General features: G+C 64.0%; 26 protein-coding genes, 1 other RNA gene and 2 pseudogenes. 17 read left to right on the top strand and 12 right to left on the bottom strand.

The genetic code is table 11. The annotated features are described in order from the left end of the window. Position 1: 1 nt before the first annotated feature. From AC54T3_RS08250 to AC54T3_RS08230, 5 genes and pseudogenes are all read right to left on the bottom strand, one after another. Positions 2–157 carry a hypothetical protein gene (locus AC54T3_RS08250; RefSeq protein WP_496623898.1) on the bottom strand — a complete coding sequence of 52 codons (156 nt, stop codon included), beginning with the start codon at positions 155–157 and terminating at the stop codon, positions 2–4. Beyond that, a pseudogene (locus AC54T3_RS08245) lies at positions 138–581 on the bottom strand (protein adenylyltransferase SelO family protein); the annotation flags it as partial. The gene AC54T3_RS08250 and the pseudogene AC54T3_RS08245, both read right to left, overlap by 20 nt. Positions 582–774: 193 nt before the next feature. Further along, on the bottom strand, positions 775–1,473 hold the full coding sequence (locus AC54T3_RS08240) for an META domain-containing protein (RefSeq protein WP_496623897.1): 699 nt from the start codon (positions 1,471–1,473) through the stop codon (positions 775–777). A gap of 135 nt (positions 1,474–1,608) precedes the next feature. Beyond that, positions 1,609–2,616: a YihY/virulence factor BrkB family protein gene (locus tag AC54T3_RS08235; RefSeq protein WP_496623896.1), complete on the bottom strand. Its 1,008-nt coding sequence runs from the start codon at positions 2,614–2,616 to the stop codon at positions 1,609–1,611. Positions 2,617–2,787: 171 nt separating this feature from the next. Then, positions 2,788–3,117, bottom strand: coding sequence for a hypothetical protein (locus AC54T3_RS08230; RefSeq protein WP_496623894.1), 330 nt, complete (start codon positions 3,115–3,117; stop codon positions 2,788–2,790). A gap of 337 nt (positions 3,118–3,454) precedes the next feature. Here AC54T3_RS08230 and AC54T3_RS08225 point away from each other — a divergent pair, with 337 nt between their 5' ends. From AC54T3_RS08225 to AC54T3_RS08175, 11 genes and pseudogenes are all read left to right on the top strand, one after another. Beyond that, positions 3,455–4,450: an aldo/keto reductase gene (locus AC54T3_RS08225; RefSeq protein ID WP_496623892.1), complete on the top strand. Its 996-nt coding sequence runs from the start codon at positions 3,455–3,457 to the stop codon at positions 4,448–4,450. 81 nt (positions 4,451–4,531) lie between these two features. Then, a pseudogene (locus AC54T3_RS08220) lies at positions 4,532–4,903 on the top strand (class I SAM-dependent methyltransferase); the annotation flags it as partial. Between the two features lie 119 nt (positions 4,904–5,022). After that, positions 5,023–5,568 carry a Uma2 family endonuclease gene (locus tag AC54T3_RS08215; protein WP_496623890.1) on the top strand — a complete coding sequence of 182 codons (546 nt, stop codon included), beginning with the start codon at positions 5,023–5,025 and terminating at the stop codon, positions 5,566–5,568. A gap of 17 nt (positions 5,569–5,585) precedes the next feature. After that, entirely contained in the window at positions 5,586–5,828 is a 243-nt protein-coding gene (locus tag AC54T3_RS08210) for a nucleotidyltransferase family protein (protein ID WP_496623973.1), read from the top strand. Then, a complete protein-coding gene (locus tag AC54T3_RS08205; protein ID WP_496623889.1) occupies positions 5,821–6,252 on the top strand; it encodes a hypothetical protein in 432 nt (143 codons plus the stop codon). The genes AC54T3_RS08210 and AC54T3_RS08205 overlap by 8 nt, the downstream gene beginning before the upstream one ends. A gap of 456 nt (positions 6,253–6,708) precedes the next feature. Then, positions 6,709–7,380: a histidine phosphatase family protein gene (locus AC54T3_RS08200; RefSeq protein WP_496623887.1), complete on the top strand. Its 672-nt coding sequence runs from the start codon at positions 6,709–6,711 to the stop codon at positions 7,378–7,380. Positions 7,381–7,402: 22 nt separating this feature from the next. Further along, positions 7,403–8,284 carry a TOBE domain-containing protein gene (locus AC54T3_RS08195; RefSeq protein WP_496623886.1) on the top strand — a complete coding sequence of 294 codons (882 nt, stop codon included), beginning with the start codon at positions 7,403–7,405 and terminating at the stop codon, positions 8,282–8,284. 5 nt (positions 8,285–8,289) lie between these two features. Then, positions 8,290–8,919 carry a class I SAM-dependent methyltransferase gene (locus AC54T3_RS08190; protein WP_496623884.1) on the top strand — a complete coding sequence of 210 codons (630 nt, stop codon included), beginning with the start codon at positions 8,290–8,292 and terminating at the stop codon, positions 8,917–8,919. Between the two features lie 236 nt (positions 8,920–9,155). Then, on the top strand, positions 9,156–10,547 hold the full coding sequence (locus AC54T3_RS08185; RefSeq protein ID WP_496623883.1) for a ribulose-bisphosphate carboxylase: 1,392 nt from the start codon (positions 9,156–9,158) through the stop codon (positions 10,545–10,547). 61 nt (positions 10,548–10,608) lie between these two features. After that, a complete protein-coding gene (locus AC54T3_RS08180; protein WP_496623881.1) occupies positions 10,609–11,490 on the top strand; it encodes a CbbQ/NirQ/NorQ/GpvN family protein in 882 nt (293 codons plus the stop codon). 6 nt (positions 11,491–11,496) lie between these two features. Further along, positions 11,497–13,752, top strand: coding sequence for a nitric oxide reductase activation protein NorD (locus AC54T3_RS08175; protein ID WP_496623880.1), 2,256 nt, complete (start codon positions 11,497–11,499; stop codon positions 13,750–13,752). A 152-nt stretch (positions 13,753–13,904) separates the two neighbouring features. Here AC54T3_RS08175 and AC54T3_RS08170 read toward each other — a convergent pair whose 3' ends face one another. From AC54T3_RS08170 to AC54T3_RS08160, 3 genes are all read right to left on the bottom strand, one after another. Continuing rightward, positions 13,905–17,432 (bottom strand): PPi-type phosphoenolpyruvate carboxykinase family protein, encoded by a 3,528-nt coding sequence (locus AC54T3_RS08170; RefSeq protein WP_496623878.1) that lies wholly within the window; start codon positions 17,430–17,432, stop codon positions 13,905–13,907. Positions 17,433–17,671: 239 nt separating this feature from the next. Continuing rightward, positions 17,672–18,520, bottom strand: a complete 849-nt coding sequence (gene modD / locus AC54T3_RS08165) for a ModD protein (RefSeq protein WP_496623877.1) — start codon at positions 18,518–18,520, stop codon at positions 17,672–17,674. A 179-nt stretch (positions 18,521–18,699) separates the two neighbouring features. Next, positions 18,700–19,242, bottom strand: coding sequence for a TOBE domain-containing protein (locus tag AC54T3_RS08160; RefSeq protein ID WP_496623876.1), 543 nt, complete (start codon positions 19,240–19,242; stop codon positions 18,700–18,702). Between the two features lie 131 nt (positions 19,243–19,373). On the opposite strand from AC54T3_RS08160, the gene modA reads away from it, so the two are divergent. From modA to ssrA, 4 genes are all read left to right on the top strand, one after another. Continuing rightward, positions 19,374–20,126, top strand: coding sequence for a molybdate ABC transporter substrate-binding protein (gene modA / locus AC54T3_RS08155; protein ID WP_496623875.1), 753 nt, complete (start codon positions 19,374–19,376; stop codon positions 20,124–20,126). 35 nt (positions 20,127–20,161) lie between these two features. Then, the gene (gene modB / locus AC54T3_RS08150) at positions 20,162–20,839 is read left to right on the top strand and encodes a molybdate ABC transporter permease subunit (RefSeq protein WP_496623874.1); all 678 of its coding nucleotides are present in this window, start codon (positions 20,162–20,164) and stop codon (positions 20,837–20,839) included. Beyond that, the gene (gene modC, locus AC54T3_RS08145) at positions 20,836–22,089 is read left to right on the top strand and encodes a molybdenum ABC transporter ATP-binding protein (protein WP_496623872.1); all 1,254 of its coding nucleotides are present in this window, start codon (positions 20,836–20,838) and stop codon (positions 22,087–22,089) included. Before modB ends, modC begins: the two co-directional genes overlap by 4 nt. 111 nt (positions 22,090–22,200) lie before the next feature. After that, positions 22,201–22,560, top strand: a transfer-messenger RNA (tmRNA) gene (gene ssrA, locus AC54T3_RS08140). A gap of 43 nt (positions 22,561–22,603) precedes the next feature. On the opposite strand, the gene AC54T3_RS08135 is transcribed toward ssrA, so the two are convergent. Both AC54T3_RS08135 and AC54T3_RS08130 read right to left on the bottom strand, forming a co-directional pair. Then, entirely contained in the window at positions 22,604–23,503 is a 900-nt protein-coding gene (locus AC54T3_RS08135; RefSeq protein ID WP_496623871.1) for a 5-bromo-4-chloroindolyl phosphate hydrolysis family protein, read from the bottom strand. 10 nt (positions 23,504–23,513) lie between these two features. Then, positions 23,514–23,645: a hypothetical protein gene (locus AC54T3_RS08130; protein ID WP_496623869.1), complete on the bottom strand. Its 132-nt coding sequence runs from the start codon at positions 23,643–23,645 to the stop codon at positions 23,514–23,516. Positions 23,646–23,930: 285 nt separating this feature from the next. Between AC54T3_RS08130 and AC54T3_RS08125 the strand changes: the two genes are divergently transcribed. Both AC54T3_RS08125 and AC54T3_RS08120 read left to right on the top strand, forming a co-directional pair. Further along, positions 23,931–25,010: a phospholipase A gene (locus AC54T3_RS08125; protein WP_496623868.1), complete on the top strand. Its 1,080-nt coding sequence runs from the start codon at positions 23,931–23,933 to the stop codon at positions 25,008–25,010. 175 nt (positions 25,011–25,185) lie between these two features. Next, positions 25,186–25,848 (top strand): L,D-transpeptidase, encoded by a 663-nt coding sequence (locus tag AC54T3_RS08120; RefSeq protein WP_496623867.1) that lies wholly within the window; start codon positions 25,186–25,188, stop codon positions 25,846–25,848. Here AC54T3_RS08120 and AC54T3_RS08115 read toward each other — a convergent pair. Together AC54T3_RS08115 and AC54T3_RS08110 are read right to left on the bottom strand one after the other, a co-directional pair. Further along, complete coding sequence (locus AC54T3_RS08115) at positions 25,801–26,160, bottom strand: hypothetical protein (protein WP_496623866.1); 360 nt, start codon at positions 26,158–26,160, stop codon at positions 25,801–25,803. The genes AC54T3_RS08120 and AC54T3_RS08115 overlap by 48 nt on opposite strands. A 106-nt stretch (positions 26,161–26,266) precedes the next feature. Further along, positions 26,267–26,641, bottom strand: coding sequence for a hypothetical protein (locus AC54T3_RS08110; protein ID WP_496623864.1), 375 nt, complete (start codon positions 26,639–26,641; stop codon positions 26,267–26,269). Positions 26,642–26,701: the final 60 nt, after the last annotated feature.

The following is a 26,701-nucleotide window of genomic DNA, read 5'->3' as shown; positions in this document are numbered from 1 at the left end:
CTCAGGTGCCGCAGAAGGTGCGCTCAACGACCTCATCGGGGCGGGGCGGCTGGCGATACTCAGCGCGTTCCGGCTGCTCCTCGAACGGACGCGAGACCACCTCGAGCAGCCGATCGAGCGGCGCGAGATCGCCATCAGACCTCCTCGCCGGTCGCAACCATCGCCAGCGCGCGCGTGGTCGGGATGCCGAGGGCGGCCATCGCTTCGCCCAGCACATATTCGCGCAGCACCGGGCCGAGCGCGGCGCGCCCATCGCCCGCGCGCGAGAAGGGCGTGCGCCCGGCGCCCTTGAGATGGATGTCGCGTCGCACCCCGTCGCGGTCGATCAACTCACCGAGCAGGATCGCGCGACCATCGCCGAGGCTGGGCACGAACTGCGCGAACTGATGGCCGGCGTAGGCCATCGCGATCGGCTCGGCGCCGTTGGGGATCAGATTGCCGGCGAGGATCGCCGCTCCGGCGGGGGTGGAGAGGGCGGCGGGAGCGAGCCCGAGCTGCTCGGCCAGCGGTTCGTTCAGGCGTAGTAGTCCGGGCTCGGCGACGGGCGTTGGCAGCACGCGCGCATAGAAATGCTTGGGCAGACGGGCGTAGCTGTTGTCGAAGGTGAATAGCGCCGCAGCGGCATTCTCGGCGGCGCGAGGGTCGACGGCATGGAGATCGGCATGAAGGTCGCTGGGGCTGTTCATGGTAAGGCTTAGTTCCCGAGTTCCGCAGTCAAGTTTCATGGACCAAGTGCGGGCAACGGCGGGCACCATCAACGCCAGTCTAGCGGCTTCAGCGCTCGGCGCTGATGCGCTTCTCGTCAGCCGTGATCAACAGCAGCCCGCCGTCGGGCGTGATCTCGAAGCGGTTGACGGCCTGCAGTAGCGTGAGGAAGCGCTGTTCGGTCTCCATCTGTGACTCGGGGCAGGCCATCATGGTGCCGGCGATCTGGCCGAACGAGAGCCCTTCGCCGGTCAGCGCATAGCCGCCCATGAAGCGGTTGCAGCCACTGCTGCCCGCGACGCGCTCGTCATCGAGAAAGCCGATGGTGACCGAGACGGCATCCGGCACCGGCTCGCCGGCGAGTGAGCGGACCGTCCATTCGTCTCCTTCGAGCAGAGTGCTTGGCTCACCGCCGCAGCCACTCAGGCGCCGATCCTCGAACGCGAGCACGACGGTGCTCGGATAGAGCATGCCGGTCATGCTGTCGCTGCACAGGTGATCGCTGATGCGGATGCTGAGATCCTGCTCGGGCAGTTGATAGACGCGCGTGTCGTCGGTGCTGACCGGCGCTGGCAGCGTGGCCTCGAGTGTACGCGCGCCATAGTCGAGCGAGAGCCGGAGCCGCTCACGGCTGAGTTCGAGCGTCCAGCCGGGCTCATTGCCGCGCGCCTTGAAGGCGGAAAGCGTGCCCGTCGCCGGCTCGGCGGCGACGGGGTTGAGCGCGGCGACTAGAAGTGGAAGACAAACGAGCACGCGCAGGTCGATCACGGCAAACTCCTCAAGCTGTGGGTGGCAGTACAGCCGGCGATGCTAATCGCAGAGAGCCATGCCTGACCAGGCTTGCCGGCCATCACACCAGTCTCACCGGCCGTCACTTTAGGCGCTGGAGCCCGATTGACCTCTCTAAAGAGGCTCGGATGGAGGCTGGGCGGCGGCCGGTTCAGGGGCGCTCGGCACCGCTGCGGGCAGCGCCCCGGTGCAGGCGTTTTCTGATGTCGAGGCGGGGAGGTCTGGCTCTTGATGCCAAGGCAGTCCAGCCTCGGCGCTACGCTCCAGCTCGGCGATCACCTGCGCGCCCAGCAGCAGGATCGCTGCGGCGGCCTCCAGGTAGAGCAGCAAGACGACCACGGTGCCGAGCGAGCCATAGACCAGGTTGACCATCGAGACCTTGGCGAACCACCAGACCAGCGCGAGCCGGATCAACTCCCAGAGTGCGGCGGCGACCAAGCCGCCGACCAGCGCCCGGCCGATGTGGACCGGTACCACGGGGAGAATCTTGTAGATCGATGCAAACAACAAGGCAACGCCAAAGAAGCTGGACGCCCAGAGTCCAAAGACGGCGGCGGTGGAGAGGGGCAGATGCACCCCGAGCAGGCTCAGATCGAGCCGGCCCATGGTATTGAAGAGCGCGACCAAGCCGGTCAGGCCAAGCAGCGCGACGCCGAGCACGGCGACATAGACATAGGGCAAGAGCGCCGCGACCCAGAGGCGGCGCGCGGCCGTGCGGCGATGGCGCTGGAAGATGATCGCGACCGCGTCATCGAGCATGCGAAACGCCAGCGAGCTGAAGAACAGCATCACGCCGAAGCCGACCCAGCCGATCAGCTGCCGTTGTTCGAGCAGCGAGCGCAGGGTCTCGATCAGCAGCTCCGAGCGGCCCGGCGTTAATAGGCGCGCCTGTAGCTCGATGACCTCGAGCAGGCGTTCCTCGCTGACGACCCGCGACAGCGTCACCGCTAGGACCGCAAAGAGCGGGATGATCGACAGCAGGATGTTGTAGCCGACACCACCGGCCAGCAACAGCCCGCGATTGTCGCTGAAATGCCGCAGCACCCGCCGCGCGAAACACAGCAGGCAGTGAGCCCCTGTCAGAATTGGTGGGCTGGCCCCGCCCGGGCCTTGCATCGCCATCACCGGCTTGTCTCCCGAGGCTGTCCGCTCATTCTGTTGGTTGGTGCCGATGCTAAAGCTTAGACTGAGCGCTGGCTAGCTGAGCCAGACAGGCCGCCTTCGGCATTCCTATTGCCGAAGGCGCGGCGCTCATTACTCCTTGAATTCCACCGCCGACGCGGTCGGGATCTCCTAGCCCCCGGTGTTCTGTCTCTGCTCAGGTTCTTGCGCGGTGATCGCGCGCTTCGTGGCCGAGCTGTCCATCTTCACGTCGAGTCGGCCGTAGCCTTTGGACTCGCCCTTGACGGTGATCGTCCAGCCGGCACTCTGGCCAGGTTCCAGCCGCTCCAAGGGCTCCAGTTCAAAGGAGTTGCCGCTGCCGGTAACCTTGGTCTGGCTATCACCCTCGACAAAGGTTAAGTGATCGCTGAGGGTGCCTGAGAGCGAGATCGTGTCGGCGGCCGCGCTGCCTCTGCCACTGCTGCCTCCGCTTGTTGAAAGAGATGAAAGACCGGAGTGCATTGAGCACCGCCGGCTCTCGAAGAGGGCAGCAACGTCTATGCCATGCACGGCAAAGGGCGGGTGACTACGGAGGGTCTCGGCCGGCTGGGCATCGCGGGATCGGGTAATTTTGGACGGCCATCCATGCAACCCCATTGCGAGCCGGTGCCACAGGCTTCGCAAACGGTGCTCATTTCAACCATGGCAGGTGCTAATGCACCAGACATCGTTCCAGTGCTGGGCGATTGACAGATGGCACGGCGGCGACCTTGACCGCTGCCAGCGCCTCTGCGTAGGGTGCCCTTCGCTCAGCCTGCAAGCGGCTCCCCGTCTCCACCAACCCTAGAGGGCAGTTCTGATGGAATACACCACGCTCGGCGATAGCGGGATCGAGGTTTCGCGCATTGGGCTCGGCACCTGGGCCATCGGCGGCTGGATGTGGGGCGGCACCGATCTTGAACAGTCGGTCGACACCATCCGGCATGCAGTCGAACTCGGCATCAGCTTCATCGACACGGCGGCGGTCTACGGCATGGGCCATTCCGAAGAGATCGTCGGCGACGCCCTGCAACGCCACGGGCTGCGCGACAAGGTCGTCCTGGCGACCAAATGCGGGTTGAACTGGTCTGCTGATCATCAGCAGGTCTGGCGCGAGGCGACGCGCGATCGCATCCTGCGCGAGGTCGATGACTCGCTGCGCCGGCTGCAAACGGACCGCATCGACCTCTGCCAGGTGCATTGGCCGGACCCAAAGACGCCGATCGATGAAACCGCACGGGCGATGTATGATCTGCTGCAGGCCGGCAAGATTCGAGCGATTGGCGTGTCGAACTATGACAGCACGCAGATGGAGGCCTTCCGCGCCGTCGCGCCCTTGCATGCCAACCAGCCGCCCTACAACCTGTTCGAGCGTGAGTTGGGCGATGAAGTGCTGCCCTATTGCGCCGAGCACGGGATCGGCACCGTGACCTATGGCGCGCTCTGCCGTGGGCTGCTCAGTGGGCGGATGACCCCGGATCGGGCGTTCGAGGGCGATGACCTGCGACAGTCGGACCCGAAGTTTCAACAACCCCGGTTCGGTCAGTATCTCGCCGCTGTCTCAGCGCTTGATTCCTTTGCCCGAGAGTACGCCGGCAAGGACGTCATGGCCTTGGCGCTGCGTTGGCTGCTCGACCAGCCCGGGCATAGCGTCGCGCTCTGGGGCGCCCGCCACCCGGCGCAGCTCGACGCAGCCGCTAGTATCGACGGCTGGAAGCTCGACGACAGCGCGCGCGAGCACATCGACGCGATCATTGCGGAGCATGTCACCGACCCCGTCGGGCCTGAGTTCATGGCACCGGGAACGCGCGACTGAGGAGCTGATCCCGCAGAGAATCAATCTTTGCCGGCGGGGCCGAGTGGTATCCTGCATCGGTCAGCCAATAGGATCGATCAAATGCGCAGAATCGAGCAAATTCCCTGGCTATACGACCTGTCGATGACGCTGATGCCGGGCGTGCAGCGCTGGCGGCGATCGCTGGCCCGACTGGCGCGCGGCCGGGTGCTGGAGGTGGGCTGCGGCACTGGGCAGATGCTGCCGCTCTATCCCGATGGCGTCGAACTGTACGGACTCGATCCCAACGCGGATGCGCTGCCTCGCGCCCGGAGACGCGCGCCCGAGGCCGAGCTGTTGTGCGCCTCGGCCGAGTATCTGCCGTTTCCCGACGCGCTCTTCGATACCGTCGTGTCGAGCCTGGTGTTCTGCAGCCTGTCCGATCCCGGACGCGGCCTGGCCGAGATCCGTCGGGTGCTGAAACCGCAAGGCCGCCCGATTTGCGCTGCCAAATTGGGTCTCCTAAAGGCCGGGCTGGGGTAGGGCGCTGGGATGCGGTGAGGTGTTGGCGGACTTGGTGTGCTAGTGCGCACCAATCGACTCAAGGTGTAATCGTGGAAGCTCTCAAGCTCGCAACCGTCGATGATCTGCTGCACAGTGCCGACGAGCAGGTTGAGCTGATCGACGGAGAGATCGTTCGGCGCCCGATGACACGGCCTTATCACGCGCAGGCTCAAGGCAATGCGCGTGAGGAACTCGGGCCATTCAATCGCCGCTCCGGACCCGATGGCTGGTGGATTCTCACCGAGGCCAGCGTTGCTTACGAGCCGCACGAGTGCCCGGCGCACGATCTGGCCGGATGGCGTAAATCACGGTTGTCGAGCTTGCCCCGTGGCTTGATTGACCTGCCGCCGGATTGGGTCTGCGAGATCGTCTCACCTGGTCATGAGCGCAAGGACACACAACAGATTCCGCTGCTCTTGCAACGCCACCAGGTGCCTTACTACTGGCTGATCTGGCCGGAGGAGCGCAAGCTTGTTGCCCATCAACTTGAGGCTGGCCGCTATCGTGTCATCGCCACGATGGACCATCAGCAGCGAGCGCGAATCCCACCGTTCGACGAAATCGAGATCGATCTTGGCTACATCCTGGCTGCCTAAAACCATAGTGCGCAGATCTGGCTCGACGGTTCGGTGTCGCCGAATTGGCGCTTTTCGGGTCAACCGTTCGGGGCGATGAGCGAGCAGATAGCGACATCGATATCCTCGTGTCCTTCGATGGTCCGTCGACCTCGCAGCGTTACTTCGGCGTGCAGTTCTATCTCGAAGACCTTCTCGGGCGCCCGGTTGATTTGGCCACTCGCAAGGCATTGCGCCGAGAGTTGGCGACTTACGTCGAGCGCGAGGCGGTTCGTGTCTGAGCCCAGCAACAGCAAGCGAGAGTGGGTCTGCGGCGCCGGAGCCCTCGAACGTGCGATCAAGCGCGATGACGGCGAACGAATCGCGGTGCGTGGTCAGGAAGCGGAAAGGACTGTCCTGGATGGCCTCGACAGCCAGGCCACGCTCGATGGCCAGCGCCGGCAAGCGGCGGTCGGGCTCGACCCAGCTCCGCGCAGTAGAATCTCGGTATCGGGCCGGTTCGTTTTCTGTGTGGCAGCGTCCGGCTGGGCCAGCGCTAGGCATGAGAATGCCAACCCAACAGAGAATAAAAGCTTCGTAAACAAAGGCTTTTTCATGGTTTGCTTCCTGCTGTGCACGGCGCTTCATTCTACCTATCGCGTCTGGCCAGGTCGAATCGCCGGCAAGGCCCGAGTCTCATGCGTAAGCCACCATACCGACTGTTGAACCGACTATACTGATTCGGTAAGCGGTGCTCGATGACCGAGCACCGAGCCGATGACCGTGAGGAGGGAGCATCATGACCGCGACAGTACAACCGAAATACTGGGCGTTAGTCTGGCAGCCGGCCAGAAGCCCGATTCGAGAACCAACCAGAGCCGAGGGCTGGATGCGGCCGCCATGCCGCCACGCGCACAGTATGCCGTTGCGCCGGCTCGAGCGCCGGCGCGGCTGGGATTATGTGCCGATGGATCTGTACTTGGATCCGATGACGGCTCAGGATCACTTCCACTTTGCTCCGGTCCGCGTGCGTCCTGAGCGACGCCGAGGTCCGCTCGGGCCTCGCTTCATGGTCTAAACGCACTGTGTTCCGGGCATGGTGTGCACAGTCTGTGTTGGGCTTTGCGATCCGAGACCGCGACCGCATTTAGCGGATGTCAAAGAACCAACCGAGTAACGACCATGCCGACGCGACTTTTTCTCGTTCGCCACGGTGCGACCGAGCTGACTGCCGAGGATCGCTTCTCGGGCGCAACCGACGTGTCGCTCTCCGAGACGGGGTGCAAGCAGGTCGAGAGTCTTGCCAGCCGCCTCGCTGCAGAGCCGCTTGATGCCATCTATGCGAGCCCGATGGGGCGCACGGTGGAGACGGCGCGGATCCTGGCCAAACCTCATGGTGCTGAGGTTCGCGTCGATTCGGCGCTGCGCGAGATCGACTATGGGCACTGGGAAGGAAAGACCCGCGCCGAGGTCGAGGCCCAGTACGGCGACGAGTACGAGGATTGGCAGGAAGACCCACTCACGATGGCGCCGCGCGATGGTGAATCCGGAGTGCAGGTGCTCGCGCGAGCACTGCCGGTGGTGCGCCGAATCGTCGAGCAGCATCAGCATGGGTCAGTGCTCGTGGTCTGTCACAAAGGAACCAACCGGCTTCTGATCAGTAGTCTGCTGGGCTTCGACGCGCGCGGCTATCGGGATCGGCTGGATCAGAGTCCGGCGGCGTTGAACATCCTCGATTTCGTCAGCCCGGTGCGGGCGCGTCTCAGGCTCTTCAACGATGTCTCGCACTACGAAGGTGTTCCCGATCGCACCTTCTCGCAACGCCTATCGCGCTGGTGGTCGCCGAGAAGGTGATCCTGACGATTCTCGATGATCTATGGATAAGCCGCTGACATCTGACGCAGCGCCATCGCGTGCGACATCGGTCAACGTTGGCGGTGAACTCTGGCTCAGCGTCGGCGAGGTGGCGTTCCTCGGCGAGGGGCGGATCGGGCTGCTCGAGCAGATCGGCGAGCGCGGCTCGATCACCCAGGCCGCCAAGGCCGCCGGAATCAGCTACAAGGCCGCCTGGGATGCGGTCGACGCGATGAACAACCTGGCGCCAGCGCCGGTGGTCGCGACGGCGACGGGCGGGCGGGGTGGGGGTGGTGCACGGCTCACCGACGAAGGGCGTCGGCTGATCGCAGCCTATCGCACCATCTCGGCCGAATACCGGCGTTTCTTGGAGAGCGTGAACGCGGTGCTCGGCGATCCCGAGGCCGGGGTGGCGATGCTGCAGCGCTTGGCACTGCGCACCAGTGCCCGCAATCAGTTCATCGGGCAGATCGTCTCGGTCACCGCGCGGCCGGTCGATGCCGAGGTCGAGATCGCGATCCAGGGCGGTGCGCGGGTCCGCGCTGGCGTCACCAATGAAAGCGTCGACTGTCTCGGGCTCAAGCCGGGGCGCCATGTCTGGGCGCTGATCAAGGCCGTGGCCGTGCGTATTGAGCCTGAATCCGTCCGCACCAGCCACAACGCCAGTTCCAGCAACAGCCCCAACACCAGTAGCACCGAGCCTGGCCTCAATCGACTCTGTGGACAGGTTCAGCGCATCACCCGCAGCGACGGTCCGGCCGAGGTGGTCATCGCGCTCGAGGCCGGCATCACGGTGCGCGGCCTGATCGATGCCGAGCGCCTAGAGCCGCTCGGGATTAGCGAGCAAATACCGGCTTGTGCGCTATTTCAGCCCGCGAGTGTGATTGTTGGTGTGAGCGACTGACGTCCATGATCCGAAGCTATAGAAGCTACATCTACGACACGCTGATCCTCAGACTCACCTCCCGTTGGTACATGGAGGTGCTTCGGCGCCTGCCCGATGATGCCGCGCTACTGGACGTCGGCATCGGTACCGCCGGAGCCCTGCTGGCGAACGCGGACCTCGTGGAGCAGAAGGGGCTCCAGGTGACCGGCATCGACATCGATGCCGACTATGTCGAGCGGGCCCGGCGAAGGCTTCGAGATTCCCTGCTGGGAGATCGTGCCGAGGTCCGTCTCGAATCCGTCTACGATCACCAGGGCCGGCCATACGATGCCGTGTACTTCTCCAGCAGCTTCATGCTGCTGCCCGAGCCAGAGCAGGCGCTGCGGCATTGTTCCGCGCTGTTGCGCCCGGACGGAAGGCTCTATTTCACGCAGACCATTCAGATGCAGCCCGACCGCTGGATGGAGATCCTCAAGCCCATGCTGAAGCGGGTGACGAGCATTGAGTTCGGGCGCGTGACCTACGCAGACGCGTTCAAGGCGCAGATCCGCGCCGCCGGCCTGGAACTGGAAGAGTTCACCACCTTGTCTCACCACGGCAGTCGGGCTTTCTGCATTGCCGTGGCAAGGCGTGCAAGCTCGCGTCGAGAGTAGGGCAGGCCACCTATCAAGAATTGATGATCGACGGCATAGATAGCGTCACCTGGTCCTGGATCGCTAAAGGCGTATACTTTGTGTGGAATTAGCGGCCTCTCTCCATGCGAGCCAATCGGTTCGAATGCCAGCCTAGCGGTCCGACCGACCAGCCCGACTTAGCGGTCCGGTCGGGAACGGCAGCCAACAACATGCCGCGTGATGCAGCGACGACTACCACCGAGGATATCCCTACCATGGCGCTTGACCAATCCGTCCGTTATGCCGATCTGAGCCTGCGCGAAGAGGATCTGATCGCCGGCGGCAACCACATCCTGTGCGCCTACAAGATGACCCCGCAGCCCGGCTACGGTTACTTGGAGTCCGCCGCCCACTTTGCCGCCGAGTCCTCCACCGGCACCAATGTGGAGGTCTCCACCACCGACGACTTCACGAAGCACTTCGACGCCATCGTCTACCAGATCGACGAGGCGACTGAGGAGATGCGCATCGCCTATCCGATCGACCTGTTCGATCGCAACATGACCGACGGCCGCATGATGCTGGTGTCCTTCCTGACCCTGACGATCGGCAACAATCAGGGCATGGGTGACATCAAGCACGCGAAGATGTACGACTTCTTCATGCCGCCGCGCGCCATTCAGTTGTTCGATGGCCCGTCCAAGGACATCTCGGACATGTGGCGCATCCTCGGCCGCCCGATGCAGGACGGCGGCTATATCGCCGGCACCATCATCAAGCCCAAGCTCGGCCTGCGCCCGGAGCCCTTCGCCGCAGCGGCCTATCAGTTCTGGCTCGGTGGCGACTTCATCAAGAACGACGAGCCGCAGGGCAACCAGGTGTTCTGTCCGGCCAGAAAGGTCTATCCGCTGGTCTATGACTCGATGAAGCGGGCCATGGACGAGACCGGCGAGGCCAAGCTGTTCTCGGCCAACATTACCGCCGACGATCATTACGAGATGTGCGCGCGCGCGGATTTCATCCTGGAGGCGTTCGGGCCAGATGCCGATAAGGTGGCCTTCCTGGTCGATGGCTATGTGGGTGGCCCCGGCATGGTGACGACCGCCCGCCGGCAGTATCCGGGCCAGTATCTGCATTATCACCGAGCCGGCCATGGTGCCGTGACCTCGCCGAGCGCCAAGCGTGGCTATAGCGCCTACGTACTGGCCAAGATGTCGCGCCTGCAGGGTGCCTCCGGCATCCATGTCGGCACCATGGGCTACGGCAAGATGGAGGGTGGCAAGGAGGATCGCGCCATCGCCTATATCATCGAGCGCGACAGCTACACCGGCCCGGCCTACCACCAGGAATGGTTCGGCATGAAGCCGACCACGCCGATCATCTCCGGCGGTATGAACGCGCTGCGCCTGCCCGGCTTCTTCGAGAACCTGGGCCATGGCAACGTGATCAACACCGCCGGCGGCGGCGCCTATGGCCATATCGACAGCCCGGCGGCTGGTGCCAAGTCGCTGCGCCAGGCCTATGAATGCTGGAAGGCCGGCGCCGACCCGATCGAATGGGCCAAGGAGCACAAGGAATTCGCCCGCGCCTTCGAGTCTTTCCCGCATGATGCCGATGAGATCTATCCCGGCTGGCGCGATAAGCTCGGTGCTTCGGCGCACAAATAATCCAGCCTCAACGACGCCCTCGCTCCAGCGGGGGCTTTTCATTTGCGATCTGGCGGTGACCATGACCGAGCACGAGCAGTACCTCATCCAGCAAGAACCCTTTTATCAGCCGCTGCATGAGGAGGTAGCGCTGTATCAGGCGGCCTGGGATGAGCGCCTGCCGGTGATGATCAAGGGGCCGACGGGCTGCGGCAAGTCGCGCTTCGTCGAGTACATGGCCTGGCGGCTCGGCCGACCCCTGATCACCGTTGCCTGCAACGAGGACATGACCGCGTCCGACCTGGTCGGACGCTATCTACTCGATACCGGCGGCACCCGCTGGCTCGACGGTCCGTTGACCACGGCGGCCCGCATCGGCGCCATCTGTTACCTGGACGAGATCGTTGAGGCGCGCCAGGACACCACCGTGGTGATCCACCCGCTCACCGACCATCGCCGCGTTCTGCCGCTCGACAAGAAGGGCGAGCTGCTGGAGGCGCACGCGGATTTTCAACTGGTGATCTCGTACAACCCGGGTTACCAGTCCCTGATGAAGGACCTCAAACAGTCCACCAAACAGCGCTTCACGGCGCTGCACTTCGACTACGCCGATGCCGAGACCGAGGTCGGTATCATCGCCACCGAGACTGGCACTGACCCGGCATTGGCCCGCCGGCTGGTGAAGATGGCCGAGACCGCGCGCAACCTCAAGGGCCATGGACTCGACGAGGGCATCTCCACGCGTCTGCTGGTCTATGCCGCGCGGCTGCTCAAGCGTGGGGTGGCACCGCGAGCGGCCTGTCGCATGGCGCTGGTCGATCCGATCACCGACGACGCGGACATCCGCTCGACGCTGTATCACGCCATCGACGCCTTGTTCGATGCCCAGGCCGGTGATCCGTCGAGCGATCAGGCCAGCGGACAGACCAGCACCTCGAGCCCCGCTCAGACCCAGGCAGGCTGATTGGCGATGCCAGGTTTTGATCTCCGCCGGGCCGGCTATCGTGCGCGGCTCGGCTGCAACTTTCCGCAGATCGAGCCGGTCTTCGATGACTGCCTGCGCGAGGCCGAAACCCGGCTGTCCGAGCAGGGCATGACCGATTATCTCGATGGCGCCTCGCTGGTCTGCATGATCGGTCGCGGGGTCGAGCCGGTGCTGATCTATCTCGAGGAGATGCCCCGGATCGCCGAGCGGCTCGGCGAGGAGGCGCTGGAACTGGTCTCGCGCAGTGTCTGGCGCCTGTCGCGCACCCCCAACGGCGGTGCCATCCCGGCCTTCATGCAGAGCATCGTCGGCGTCACCGCCCGCCTCGGCAGCTATGCGCTGTTCGAGCACTACATCGACCTGCTGATGGGGTTTGCGCGCCGCACCAGCTCTTCGATCCATGGCAACCAGTCCGCGACCATCCCAAGCCCCAGCCTGTCGCTGTTGCTGGAGCGTATGCCGCTGTTGCTCGCCGAGCTATCGCTGGCCGGCCTGCGGAACTGGATCGACTATGGCCTGCAACACTATCTGACCCACCCGGAGCGCCAGAAGGACTACTTCAGCCTGCAGTCGGCGGACAGTCGGGCGATCTTCCAGCGCGAGCGCAATGGGACGCTGTTCGCCGACCAGGAGCGGCGGCTGACACTGTATCTGCGGGCGTTGTGGCGCGACGGCGCCCAGTTCGTGCCCTATTCGCTGGCCTTCGATCTGCTGCGCAAGCCGATGCCGTACTACGACGCCCTCGGCATCCGGCTGCCGGACGTCTATGAGCCCCGGGCCGGGGTCTCGGGGCTCGACCGCTACCGCGCGCTGCTCGCCCATATCGCTGCCCACCGGCGCTGGAGCACGCCGATGATCGCGGACAACTACAGCCCGTTTCAGCGCGTGGCCATCGAGACCTTCGAGGACAGCCGCGTCGACTACCTGGCGATGCAGCAGTATGCCGGCCTGCGCCCGCTCTGGCTCGCGCTGCACCCGCGACCGGTGGAGGACGCCTGCGACCCGGAACAGGCCTCCTGCATCCGGCATCGGCTGGCGATGTTCTCCTACGCCGTGCTTGCGCGCGAGTATGAGTATCGTGATCCGGCCCTCTGCGACTTCGTCTCAAGGTTCTTCGCACTGATGGCGCAGCCGGGGCACAGTACGGCAGACGTGGCCGCGCTGGCCGTGGCCTACATCGCCCGCACCCGGCGCCAGTCCGATCTCTCCGCCAATGTCTATTTTGACAACACCGAGATCGACTACCGCGACGATAATCGCCACCTCTGGCGCTACATCGAGGCCGGCGACGAGGAGAAGAGCTTCGAGGCGCCGCGCCGGCAAGTCGACGAGGCGGAGCCCGACCGGCTGCCGCCGCGCCATTATCCGGAGTGGGACTACCAGGGCCGGCTCTACCGGCCCGACTGGGTGAGCCTCTACGAGAGCCTGCACCCGCCCGGCGACGCCGCCGAGATCGACCGGCTCCTGGCCCAGCACGCCGGTCTGGCCAAACAGCTCAAGCAACTGCTCGACCTGCTGAAGCCCCAGCACCTGGTGCGGGAACGCTATCAGGAGGACGGCAGCGAGCTGGACCTCGACATCGCCATCCGGGCGCTGACCGATCTGCGTGCCGGCCGCCAGCCGGACCCGCGCATCAACATGAGCTATCGCACCGATGGTCGCGACATCGCCGTGTCGCTGCTGATCGACCTCTCGGAGTCGGTGAATCTGACCCCCGAGGGCGGCACCCAGAGTATCTTAGAACTGAGCCAGGTCGCTGTCGCCCTGCTCGGCTGGGCCATCGACACCCTGGGCGACGAGTTCGCCATCGCCGGCTTTTCGTCGAACACCCGCCACGAGGTGCGCTATCAGCACATCAAGGGCTTCTCCGAAGACTGGGGCGACCCGGTGAAGGCGCGGCTCGCGGCCATGCAGGCGGGTTGGTCCACCCGCATGGGCGCGGCGATGCGCCACGCCGGCCGCGCGCTTGCCAGGCGCAAGGCCGAGAAGCGGCTGCTGCTGGTGCTGACCGACGGCGAGCCCGCCGATATCGACGAGGCCGACCCTAAGCGCCTGATCGAAGATGCCCGCAAGGCCGTGCAGGAACTCGACGGGGAGGGCGTCTACAGCTACTGCATCAACCTCGATCCCTGTGCCGATGACTATGTCGGCGATATCTTCGGGCGGCGCTACACGGTCATCGACTGCGTTGAGCGCCTGCCTGAACGCCTGCCTCGGCTGTTCATGACGCTGACGCGGTAACGCCGCGCCCGATCGCGACCCGTGCTCCATCCGCGATTCGATGCCGCTGCCCGCCGGAACTGCGGTACCCACAGGCGCATTGTCGCCTTCGGCACCGATGCTGCTCCCAGTGCCTGGATGCTCGCCCGTATCGGTGAGCCGCGACTACAGCCCTAGGCGGCCCGGCGCTCGGCCTCGACCATCATCTCCCGTGCCGGCGCAAGTGGATCCGCGCCGATGGTGCCGATCAAGGCATCGAGGTAAGCAGGCTCCTGTACCCGCGCCAGCTCGGCCTTGGCGCGCTCCAGTCGCGCGGCGGCGTCGAGCCGGTCGGCCTCGTCGGCGTAGTGGCGTAGGTCCATGAACTGCTGCAGGTTCAACACCAGGCGCCGGGCGAGTTGGATGTCGCGCTGCTGCTTGACCTCGAGGCGCTCGCGATACCAGTCGGCGTTCAAGAGCGACTCGCGGGTGAACAGGTTGCGGATCGCGGGATCATTGATCGAGCGGCCCTGATAGTGGCCATACGCCATGATGTGCAGCAGGGCCTCAAGCGGCGGGCAGGCGTCCTCAATGCTTCCGTCCTCGACATAGCGCCGGGCGACGCGCTCTTGGGCCTCGCAGATGTTCTCGATGCCGTCGACGAAGACCTCCAGGCTCTGCGATTCCGGGCGCAGGATCGCTGAGGTGAAGACCGCGTGCGGGTTGTCGAAGATCTTGCCCATGAAGTGGGCGACGAAGCGCTCGGTGATGCGATAGCCAAGCCGGCTGGCGAGCACCGTGCGGCCCTGGTGCTCAAAGTCGTCGAGTGGCTCCAGATAGTCGTTGGCGATCAGATACGCTGGATCGCGCTCCTGCTCGGTGAGACGCGCCCAGATCTCCGGGATCAACAGGGACACGTCATGCGCGACCTTCACATCCGGGCCGATATGACCAGCGGAGCTGGAGAACCCGGCGAAGCCGGTGAGGATGTAGGAGACCAGGGCGTTGTTGAGATCCACGGTCGGGCGCACGGCGTTGAACGGCGCCTTGGTCAGTGCCCCTTCGCTGCCGGCCCCGGTGGTCGAGGGCGACTTGCCGGTGAGCGAGCAGATGAAGTCCATGAACAGCTCGGGCAGCTCTTGATAGTGGATCGGGTTGTAGACCGCGAGCGCCCGGATGCCCGGCTCCGGCGGGTTGTTGCGGCGTCCGGTCAGCACTGCATCGACCGGGTGGCAGACCGGAACTTCCAGGGGCAGCTTGCGGTGCAGGCGCGTGCCCATCTCGGCGACATGGCGGCGCACCGGGTTGACCAGATCCGGGCGCACTTGCAGGTAGCGCGGGTTCTTCGATGGCTTGCCGTCGACCAGCCGCGGATGTGCGGAGGAGACCACGGCGACGCCGTCGCGCGCCGCCTGCGCGAGACGCTCGCGCATCGGTGCAGTGAAGGTCGAGAAGGTCATCACGTCGTCGATCACCGCATCCAGTGTCGGTCCCCGCAGCGGTTCGTAGTTGGCCAGGAAGTTGCCATCTTGGGCCATCTCGCGTTCGGTTTGCTTATCGAAGCCGGGCAGGATGGCGTCGTCCGGGCGTTGGAACAGCCGGTATTCGCAGTTGCGGGCGAGCTTGAGGCTGTGCTCGCCGGCGCAGGCCGAGTCCCGGCAGCCGCTGACCGCCGCCGGCGGCACCACCACCGAGGCGGTGATGTCGTCTTCCATCTGGATCTTCTCGGCGGCGATAAAGTCCTGGCGCAGCTTGAAGGTCCGCCACTTGCTGTCGAGATCAAAGCCGACGCGCAGGTAGGTGGCGACGATGCGCCGCCCGAAGGCCTTCAGCTCGTGCCCGGGCGCGCCGTCGATCTCGTCGACCGAGAAATGCTCGCGCCAGGCCTCGCCCCAGCTCGGCCGGTAGAGGCGCTTGATCATGAAGGTCAGCGCCAGCAAGCGTGGCGGGATCAGCTTGAGCCAGGTGTTGTACTCGCGGGTGTGGCTGGGCGAGGGCGTCAGCAGCTTGATCAGCGAGCCGAGACTGCGCTCCGGCGACAAGGGTTTACGCCCGGCGTCGTGGTCCTCGTGCTCGAAACCGGGGCGGAAGCGGTGCTGGTAGTCGCGATCGAAAATCTCCTGCACCCGGTCCAGATCTTGATTCAGATCGTCGACGAAGATCGGGCCATAGAGGACCGCGTCCTCCATCGACTTGGAGATCTCCGACTTGCCGCCGCCGGAGACGGTGCAGGGCTTGTGACAGAAGGTGCCTTCCGGCTTGGTGCCGATGAGCCGCCAGGACGGCGCGCCCGGGTGCTTCTGCATCTCGACCTTGTAGCCGTTGGGCTGGATGTAGATCCTGTCCGGCCGCAGCCGGATGGAGCGGGTTGCGCCGGCGTGCTCCCAGGTGATGCGCTGGGCGAGCAAATCCATGCGCAGCTTCTGCGGCACATAGACGACCTGAGGGAAGCGCTTGTCGATGCCATAGCCCTCTGGCTGCAGGTCCATGATCGCGCCGTAACGCGCGGCGACCTCGGCGAAGTCGTAACCGGGCTCGCGCGTGGCCGGATCGACGCCGAATTCCTCGCCGTGGTTGAAGCGCGCGAACGCGAGCGCGCCGCCCGAGTGCTCCTCCTCGGCCAGGCCGAAGAGGTTGGCGGCGAAGCTGATCTGGGTCTTGACCTCTTTCTTGCAGTAGCCGAAATAGTTGTCCGCCAGGATGGTGATGATGACCCCCGAGGCATCGCGCGCGGTGATCTTGAAGGCATTGCCGTCGTTGTAGCGTTCCTCCGGGTCCGTCCAGCACATGCCCTCGGCGCGCTGGCGCTCAGTGGCCTGGTCGATGTGCGGCAGACCCAGCGCCTGCTTGGTGAGCTGCGTCAGGTGCGGGGCGAGCAGCACGCAGCCGGTATGGCCGGTCCAGTGATCGACATCCAAGGCGGCGTCGAAGTCGGCCAGATAGGGGTTGCCGCCGTTGCCGAAGATGCTCTCGACGAAATCCAGGTTGGAGACCAGATTGCCCGGCGCGAAGAAGCGAACCTCCATGTTCTTCTCGGCCTGAAAACCGGGCACCTCTGGGCAGACCAAGGGCCGCAACAGGAGCGAGACAAACATCCGTGCTGGCTCGCTGTGATTGGCGGTAAAAGGGATGGTCAGCAGATCCTCGGGGGGAGCAAGCGCGGCGCCGAGCAGCTTGGCGAAGACCGCCTTGGGCACCGCCTTCTTGTCGCCGGGGATGGGCAGCCCGCCCTCGGCGACATGGAACGACCCCGCAGTGGTACGTCGGTCGCTCGCCGGATTGTGCAGCACGCCTTGCGCCACCCGATAGCTGGAGATGATGTCCGAGGTGAAGACGTCGCTATCGACGGGGACGGAGAGTTCGCGGGCTAGTCCGTGACGATCGAGGATGAAGGATTGGAAGGGCAGGGTCGGGACTCGATCCAGCTCCAGATCCTCGAAATAGCGCCCGAGGAAATCCTGGATGCGTCGATCCACCGGGCAATGGTAGGACGCCAGCAGCCGGTTCTTCTCGCGATAGCTCAGCAGCAAATCATGGGCGATCTCCATGAAGTCCGCCGTCGCCGCCGTGCCGCAGGGGGGCTGGCCGGAGGAGATCAGCTTGAAGTTGATGTAGAGATGCAGCTTCTGGCGGTCTTCGGGCGACAGCGGTGCGCGGGACCCGTCGGGCTGATCGGCGGATGCCCCGGTATGGAGGCCAAGCTCGCGAATGGGATCGATCATGGTGGTGACCTGCAGTGTTGGGCGGGGCCTTGCCGCGACGGCATGACCCAGATTGGTGCGATAAGCACGCGAGGCGGCGTTCTGAGCGCGTGGCTTGCACAATCCACGCCAAGTGCGCGCCACCGCTTGCTGTCACAAAGGCTCGTGCCTCAAGTAACCTTAACCTGCACAATGGCTCCTTGGCACCAGCTCGGACCTGAACTTCTCAAACCTAGAGCATGCCACGCCAGGGGGTTTGCTCAGCAGTAGAACCGCACCTGCACATCCCTTGGCGGCGCCAGGTGCGGCGCTGTCGTCACCAACAGCCGCGCACCGGCGCGAGCATAGGCTTCGGCATTCTTGGCGTTGATGCCACCTGCGGCACCAACCACGGCCTGCGAGCCGCGTGCGGTGAGCGCCGCGACGGTCTCGGCCACCTTCTCAGCGCTGAATTTCTCAAACTGCAGCACGTCGGCGTCGGCCCAGATCAGCGCCTCCTCGGGTGTTGCCACCTCGACCACGACCCGCTTCTCGGGACACTGCCGGCGCAAGCGCGCGAGCGTTTCAGCGGGCGCCTCATCAGCGAGGAACAGCCGATGCTCGGCAAAGATCAATAGCGTCTCCGAGAGCCCATTGCGGTGCATCACCGCGCCACCGGCCTTGAATGCCTTGACCGCGAGCCGGCGGTTGCCGGGAACGTTCTTGCGCGTGCCAGCGATCATCGCGTTCGGATCACCGCGTCGCGCGGCGGCGACGATGGCGGCAGCACTGCTGGCGATGCCACCACACCATTCCATCAGCGTCTGCGCCGTCTTCCAGCCTTGATGCAGTGCGCCGGCGCTGCCATGCGCCTCGAGCAGGAGCGTCTCCGGCGCGGCCTCGGTGCCGGAGCTGATCCGTGCCTCGGCCTCGGCGCCGCAGAGCTGGAACAGGCGCACCGCCTCCTCGACGCCGCAGACGGTCATCGCGTCGCGGGCGAAGAAGCGGATGCTGCCGGGCTTGGGGTTGATGGCAAGGGATTCGGTGGTGAGATCACCAAAGGGCACGTCCTCGGTCAGAAGTTGCTGCAGCGCGTGGTCGCTGAGGACCGGCGGGTAGAGGTTAGGCATGGTCGGAATCGATCGCTAGCGGGTTGAGAACCGGACAACATCGTTGCCCCTGTTCAGGATTGTTTGAAAGACGACAGCCAAGGCCGCCTAAACGGGGCGCACCGTCGTCGAGCAACGGTCACCCCTGAAACGAGGATAGCGGTATATGCTAGTGCATACTGCGCATTGGCTAAGCCTGCCTACTCGGGCACACCGAGGATGACCGACGGCGCCTTGATCACGGCGGTGGCGTCGACGCCTTCAGCGAGCCCGAGCGCATCGCAGGCGGCGTGGGTGATGGTGGCATGGACGCTTTCACCGGAGGGCAGGCCGATGCTGACCTCGGCATGGATCGGCCCTTTTTCCAGCGCGTTTACCTTGCCGCTCAGGCTGTTACGAGCCGATAGGCGGATGCCTGTGTCGTCGGTCATCACGAGCACGGAGGAGGCCTTGATTAGGGCAATGACGTCGGCGTCAGCCTTCAGATCGAGCGACTTGACGCTCTCATTGGTGACGATGGCAACAATCTGCTCACCACCGGCGAGCGTCACCAGAACCTGCGCGTTGACGGCCCCCATGGTGACCTGCGCCACCTTGCCGTGGAACTGATTTCGAGCACTGATCTTCATAGCATTTTTCTCACTGAGCTTAAGGAATCGGAGTGTGCCGCGCCGCAGATGCGGATGGCTGGAGCAGCGAGCATCCGCATCCGATGGATCGCGCGACGCGAAGCCGGCATGCATTCTGCATACCATTCGCACGATCGCTTATCGTTATGTCGTTTTGTATATTGCGATATCGTATGCTCAGCGATCTGGCACAACGCTGACCCGGCAGCCCATCCGGTTCTTCAATCGTCTCAGGAGAGAACTCAATGCAGCCTGTCCGCCCAGTCCTCGTCGCCTTCAGTTTCATGGTCGCCAGCAGCGTCTCCGCCGAGGATGCTCAGATCGCCGTGGCCGGTAACTTTACGTCGCCGATGAAAGTGATCATCGAGCGCTTCGAGGAAGACACCGATCACCGCATCAAGGCCTCCTACGGCTCTACGGGCAAGCTCTATGCCCAGATCAAGAACGGCGCCCCGTTCGATGTCTTGCTCGCCGCCGATCAGACGCGCCCCGCGCGGTTGGAGGAGGAGGGCAAGGGCCTACCCGGCTCGCGCTTCACCTATTCGATCGGCGCACTGGTGCTCTGGTCCGCCGATGCCGACAAGGTGAGCGATGGCCCAGCGCTGCTGAGATCGGGCGACTTCAATCGGCTGTCGATCGCCAACCCGAAGCTGGCGCCCTATGGCGAGGCCGCTATCGAGACGCTGGAGGCGCTTGGCGTGAAGACCGCTGTGGAGTCTAAGTTGGTGATGGGCGAGAACATCGCCCAGACCTATCAGTTCGTCGATACCGGCAACGCGGAGATCGGCTTCGTCGCTCTGTCCCAGGTCATGCAGGACGGGAAGATCATCAAGGGCTCGGGCTGGATCGTGCCGAGCGAGATGCACACGCCGATTCGTCAGGATGCGCTGATTCTGAAGCGGGGTCAGGACAACCCGGCGGTGATCGAGCTGTTCGCCTATCTGCAAGGTGAAACGGCTCGGGCGATCATCCACGACTTCGGCTATGAGACCGAGTGACATGGTCTCTCAACACGCCATCCCGGAGTTCGCCCATGGGACTCACTGACACCGATCTCGAGGCCATCTGGCTGACGCTGCGCCTGGCTGGCGTCACCACCTTGATCCTGCTCGTGGTCGGCACGCCGGTCGCCTGGTGGCTGGCGCGCACCCGCTCGCGCTGGAAAGGACCGATCGGCGCCGTGGTCGCGCTGCCACTAGTGCTACCGCCCTCGGTGCTGGGCTTTTATCTACTGGTAGCGATGGGGCCGAATGGGCCGGTCGGGCAGTTCACCGAGCGCCTGGGCATCGGCCTTCTGCCGTTCACCTTTTGGGGGCTGGTGGTGGCCTCGGTGTTCTATTCCTTCCCGTTCATGGTGCAGCCGGTGCAAAACGCCTTCGAGGGCATCGGTGACCGCCCGCTGGAGGCCGCCGCGACCTTACGCGCATCGCCCTTGGATCGCTTCTTCAGCGTCGCGCTGCCGCTGGCGCTGCCCGGCTTTGTCACCGCCGGCATCCTGACCTTCGCGCACACTGTCGGCGAGTTCGGCGTGGTGCTGATGATCGGCGGCAACATCCCGGGCGTGACGCGCGTCGCCTCGGTGCAGATCTACGACTATGTCGAGGCGCTGGAATACGGCAACGCGCACCGACTCGCTGCCGTCATGTTGGTGTTCTCGTTTCTGGTGTTGCTGGTGCTGTATGTCTGGAATCCAGGAGCGAAGAAGCGATGAACGATCGGCAAGCGACGATGACAGAAGCAGGTCAGCAGGGTGGCCGACCGGTTGCGCGGCAGGCTCAGAACCCGCAAGCCGAGCCGCCGCCGCCATCACTGATCGAAGCCCGTTTTCAGGTTGCCTGGCCCGGCTTCACGCTGGATGTGGATGAACGGCTGCCAGCGCGCGGCGTCACGGCGTTGTTTGGCCATTCCGGCTCCGGCAAGACGACGTTGCTGCGCTGCATCGCCGGTCTGGAGCGGGCGGCGGTTGGCAGGCTCAGCTTCAAGGGTGAGAGGTGGCAGGATGCCAAGACCTGGGTGCCAACGCATCGCCGACCGATCGGCTACGTGTTCCAAGAAGCCAGCCTGTTCGAGCATCTCAGCGTGCTTGGCAATCTGCGCTATGGGCAGCGACGCATTCAAGCGCAGCAGCAGCCATCTGGGCGCTGGCGTCGCTTCTTCGCCAACGTGGATGCAAGCACCGGCATCAGCGATAACTCGCCGGGACAGGGAGACACTGACCGCTTCAGCCTTGAGCAGGCGATCGAGTTGCTCGGCATTGGTCATCTGCTGCAACGCAAGCCGGCGGCGCTCTCCGGCGGCGAGCGCCAGCGGGTCGGCATCGCGCGGGCGCTGGCGGTGAACCCGCGCCTGTTGTTGATGGACGAGCCGCTGGCGGCGCTGGATCTCAAGCGCAAGCAGGAGATCCTGCCGTATCTGGAGCGGCTGCACGATGAGCTTGAGATTCCGGTGCTCTATGTCAGTCACTCGCCGGACGAGGTCGCGCGGCTGGCCGATCACATCCTGGTGATGGACGACGGCCGGGTGCTGGCGAGCGGACCACTCAATGCGACCCTATCGCGGCTCGATCTGCCGATCCGCCTCGGCGAGGATGCCGGCGTGGTGCTCGATGGCCAGGTCGCCGAACGCGATGAGCAGTGGCATCTGCTGCGCGTCGCCTGCTGCGGCGCCAGCCTTTGGACGCGCGATACCGGTGCCGAGATCGGCGCCCATGTGCGGCTGCGCATCCTCGCGCGCGATGTCAGCATCACCCGCGAGCCATCCCATGAGAGCAGCATCCAAAACACGCTACCGGCCAGGGTCCTGTCGCTCGGCGACGACAGCCATCCGGCGCTACGGCTGGTCAAGCTCGAAGTCAGCGGCTCGCCGATCCTAGCGCGTGTCACCCGGCGCGCGGCCGAGCAGTTGGCGCTGGCGCCTGCGCAATCGGTCTATGCCCAGATCAAGGCGGTCGCGCTGCTGTGACAGTTGACAGCACCAGTTGACAGTGCTTCTCAAGACAGTAGATGAAGTCGGCTAGATCGCCGAGATTGCCACGGAACCAATCTGGTGATAGCGTGTCTACTCTGTTCTCTTGGGGGCGACATGGCTTCGACGTGGGTCACAAAACCCTAGGTGCATGCCGAGGTGCGGGCTACCTCGTAAATCCATCCGCAAATCTATAGTTGCCAACGACGACAACTACGCTCTCGCTGCTTAAACCCAGCGGGCCTCACACCGTCTCTTGCCTGTGGGCGGCGGATTCGTGGGGTAACATCACACAGGATCGCGATCGCGGGGGCCTGGACCGAGATCGCTAAAACCTAATTCGGGATCGCCGACCAATCGCCCTGCCCGTCGGGCGTTGGAAGGTTAAAAACAATAGACCGGGCTAAGCATGTAGTACCGACGGCGGAGGGCTTGCGGACGCGGGTTCGATTCCCGCCGCCTCCACCAACACACTGTTCAGCAACACCAAGAACATCCCTAGGCCCGTATCCTAAAGGATACCCTCCCGCTCCAACTGCTGGGTCAGTACCTCGATCTGGACGTCGAGGTCTTCGACATCCCGCTCCAGCAACACCTGGTGTTGTTTGCGGAAGGCAGCCTCCACGGTCTCCAGGGCATGGCGGAAGCGTTGGTCCAGCTCGGGGGCGGCGACGCGGTCGTGGGTCTTGGCGTAGCCTTCGACGACTCGCTGTACGCCTTCCAGATAGACCGTCAGGAACTTGCGCGCCTGCCACAGATCGCGCGGATCATCCTCGAGGCGTTCGAGGATCTGTTGCGCCAACGCCGAGATGTTGGCGAGCCTTGTGTCCAGCTCCGGCTGGCGGATCTCCAGACGCGCCTGCTCGATGGCGGCAATCGCACGCGCGGCCTCCCGCAGCGACGCCGCGCCCTGCGCGCCCAGGCCGGGCGGACGCCGGTGCTGGAAGGAGAGATCGAGACCATAAGCGAGATGCAAGCCCAGCAGCGTCAGCAGCGCGAAGGCTAGGGCAATGCCCGGATGATGTCCGGCACCGAGCCAGGCCGTGATGCCGCTGCCGAGCGCGAGAAGCAGGGCGCCTAAGGTCTTCGGCGGAAGGTGCCGCCAGCGCGCGGCGCCGATCGCCGCCCGTCCGTCGCCTAACCCCAGCCGGACCAGCAATGCACCACCCAGCATCAAGCCGTAGCCCATGAGGTCGCCGAGCAGCATCCCGAGCTGTCCGCCGAGGAGCGCCACGAGCGCCGCGACGGCTGCTGGCAGCGGCAACACGAACAGCGGCCAGTCCGGTTGGGCAGCGGTCAGTCGAGCCAGGTCGTCCCCGGCCTTGCCCTGTCCGCTCAGTCGCCGCCAAAGCAACACAAGGATCGTGACGGCGACGACCAGGAACACGACGAGCAGTAGCAAGCGCTTCATCTTAGCCTCCTCAACGCGTCGTCGTGACCGAAGCGGCCACCGCCGAGCCACTGCATGAGGCCAGCAGCGCCTGCGAAGAGGCGATACCAAGCCCCACGATCAAGAGCAATAAGCCGACGAGGCGACGCTGGCGATCCGACATGGCGGACATCTCCCGGGTTGATGACGAAGTGGTCGGTTCAGCCGCAGCGCGTCAGCCATTGGTCGCGTGGGCTTGGCGAGTGTACCTGGGATGACTGAATCGGTGGATACCTGGATGATCCTCCATGGTGGCCGCTCGCTCTGTGCGTTAGCGTACGGACATCGACCTGAGTGGAAGCGTAGCTTGAGCTGCGTTGCATCATCCCGGTCGACCGGGATGCCTTCGCGGATGTCTGCGCCTTGGCACCCGCTTTGAGACGCGTTCGCCAACGGAGAAAAGCGACCAATGTTGACTCAAGTCCGTCGAGATGCTTGGCCTCGGCCCCCATTGATCGCAGCCGCGATCGTTATCGGTTCCGTCATCGGTGTCCCCCTGCTTGCGCACGCGACGCCGTCGGGCGGTGCCGACTGTTCGGCGATCAAGGCCGACCGGGCGCGGCTGGCCTGTTACGACCAGGCGAGCAGACAGGGCACCGTCGCAAAGCCGGCGCCCGCGCGCGCCTCCCTGGCGCCTCCACAGCCCGTGCCTGAGCCGTCCGACCCGTCGGCGGCGACGGTCGCCGCCCCGGTGTCACTGATCGACGCCGCCTGGGGCTTCGACCCTGCCTCGACCCGTTATACGATCACTCTGTACCGCCCGAATTATCTGCTGTTCGGGCGCTATACCAACTCGGTCAACGAGCAGCCGTCCTCTTCCGTGTTCGATTCGTCTGCGGTTGAGCATCAGGATCTTGATCCGGTCGAGGCGCGTTTTCAGATCAGCTTCAAGGCGCGACTCTGGACCACCGACGATCGACGGTGGGGGCTCTGGGCGGGCTACACGCAGCAGAGTCAGTGGCAGGTCTACAACGGAGAGCTTTCACGTCCGTTTCGCGAGACCAACTATATGCCAGAGCTGATGTTGAGCTATCGGCCCGGGCTCTCGTTCGGCGGATTCAATTGGAACCTGTTGAATGTCGGCATCAATCACCAGTCCAACGGCCGCTCCGACCCCATCTCGCGGGGCTGGAACCGTGTCATCGCCGAGATCGGGATCGAACGGGACAACGTCGCCCTGCTGGTCCGGCCCTGGTATCGCATCGATGTCGACGCCGACGACGATGACAATCCTGACATCCTCGATTATTACGGCTACGGCGACATCACCGCTATCTACAAATGGCGCGGGCAGAGCTTCGCGCTCATGGGGCGTGGCAATCCAGCGACCGATAAAGGCGCGGCCCAATTCACCTGGACCTCGCGTCCGATCCTCGGCCCACTGCGCGGTTATGTTCATGCCTTTACCGGCTACGGAGACAGTCTGATCGATTACAACTGGAAACAGACGTCGGTCGGCATCGGTTTCGTTTTGAACGATCTGCTGTAGAGCGCTATCCCAGTGAACTGGACCCCGCTGCGTAAACCGAGTTGAACCAGTGCGAAGCCGCCAGAACACCCACATCATCAGCATGGCACTCTCCCTGTGCGTTGTTGCGTTAGTTTCCGGTTGCAGCCCGGACCTGGCAACGCGGGTGGACACTGTCGCTCATGGGCCTAGCCCGATGTTTCGTGCAAATGATGCTGATGACGCGGATATCTTGTTCGCTGTGGAATCCAAAACGACCATGGCAAAGGGTTCCAGGCAGGCCAACTTTGCGGCAAAGAGGGCATCGCGCAGGACACGGGAGATGGCCGATTGGGTTGTCGGTTCAAGAGACAATCTCAACATGCCATTCGCGATTGTCGATAAAGTCAACGCCAAGGTGTATGTGTTTGACGTTGATGGAACGCTGCAAGGAGCAGCCCCCGTGCTGCTGGGCCTAGCGCAAGGGGATGACACAGCCCCCGGCGTTGGTCACCTGCCGATGTCACAGATCCCTCCTGCGGATCGTACAACGCCGGCGGGTCGTTTCCTGGCGACCATGGGCCGCAATGCCCGTGGCAAGGAGATACTCTGGGTGGACTACGAAAATGCCATCTCCTTGCATCCGGTCATCACGAGCAGACCCGAACAGCGCCGAGCGCACCGCTTGGCCACGCCATCGCCGCTTGATAACCGTATTTCCTATGGCTGCATCAATGTTCCAGTGCCATTCTTCGAGAACGTGATACAGAGCACGTTCTCCGGGACGGCTGGCCTTGTCTATGTTTTGCCGGAAACCAGGCCGGTCAGACCATCATCCGGAATTCGCGATACGCTGCGTCTGACAGAGTTCATTGATTGAGTGCGGGGTCGCATTGAGCCGGCCGAAAGGCGGTTCCCAGGCCTTTTTCATGTCGCTCCAGCTCGGCAAGGGCATGACCATTGGCAGATGGCCATTTGGACGATACCAGGAGTCAACACTCCAGGGGGCGCCGCTGTTCGTATCGATGATGACCGCCGTCCAGTGAACCGAAATGAGATCGAAACGAGCGCGTACCTTGGGCGATGCGATCGTCCAGCCGGACAATTCCCGGATATCCCGGAGAATATGCAGATAAGTCGTGGTATTGCTGGCGTTATCGACCAGCCCTTTTAAGGTGCATAAAAACAACATTCAAGATCAGTTGTTTACGAACGTTGCCGTGTGCAGCAACGAACTGACGTGGGTGCTCAGCCAGGATACACGTTTGTGTAATCAAACAGTTGCGACAGGGCGAGAACTAGACCTTAAAAGGGCTGGCGTTATCGACGCAATCCATGCGCCCCTCAACGCCCGCCTCGAACTCGTTAATGGCCAGGTCGTTGGCCAACGATGGCTGATACTGTTGTGCCAGCAACTCCATTTGCCAGATGCCGATACGCACACGCTGTAATCGATCGTGAAGACTTGTGCCCGTACAAGCCGCCATACGCCGTTCTAGGCGGGCCATGTCATCCGGAGTGAAGGTCATGGTCTGCCTGTGCGCACAGGACCAGTTATAGCAGATGCGCAGCGTGACGGATCCGTCCTGGTCGATCACATACTCAGGCGGAAGTGGACTCGACACTGACCCCTGAGCGTCATCAACACTCGGCTGCGAGGAGGCGGAACCCATCAAGCCGGCACCTGATTAGCAAGCTTCTTCAGCCAAGCCCCTTTTCCGCCGAGGAAAGGC

The organism is Halochromatium sp. NSM3, assembly GCF_059621085.1.
The sequence above is the reverse complement of the archived record's forward strand: the minus strand, read 5'-3'. Positions and strand labels throughout refer to the sequence as shown.